Consider the following 282-nt stretch of genomic DNA (forward strand, 5'->3'; position numbering starts at 1 on the left):
TAAAGGATTTAGAGGTATTGAAAAAGTTTTCAAAGCTTATTCTTCGGAAGAAGGTTCCAAAGTTCAGGTATCTTTTAAGACAGGATATACTGGTGACATTAATGGTACTAAGGCGCAGTATAAAGTAGAAGTTTTTACTGATCAAGATGGTTTTACTAATCCTATTTATTCAACTAGTTTTTCTCCTCAAAATGGAAGAACCGGGGCGGATGGAACTGTTGTTGCAGCTAAAGACGGAACGACAAGGAATAAAACTATCAACATAGGAAATAGAAATAAGCA

The 282-nt window shown here is 35.1% G+C and carries 1 pseudogene; it reads left to right on the forward strand.

Annotated elements, in window-relative coordinates:
• Window positions 1-282, forward strand: a pseudogene (locus SMIDD26_RS12425) (hypothetical protein); the annotation flags it as partial.

The organism is Streptococcus mitis (assembly GCF_001579035.1).
GTDB classification, from domain to species: Bacteria; Bacillota; Bacilli; order Lactobacillales; family Streptococcaceae; genus Streptococcus; species Streptococcus mitis_J.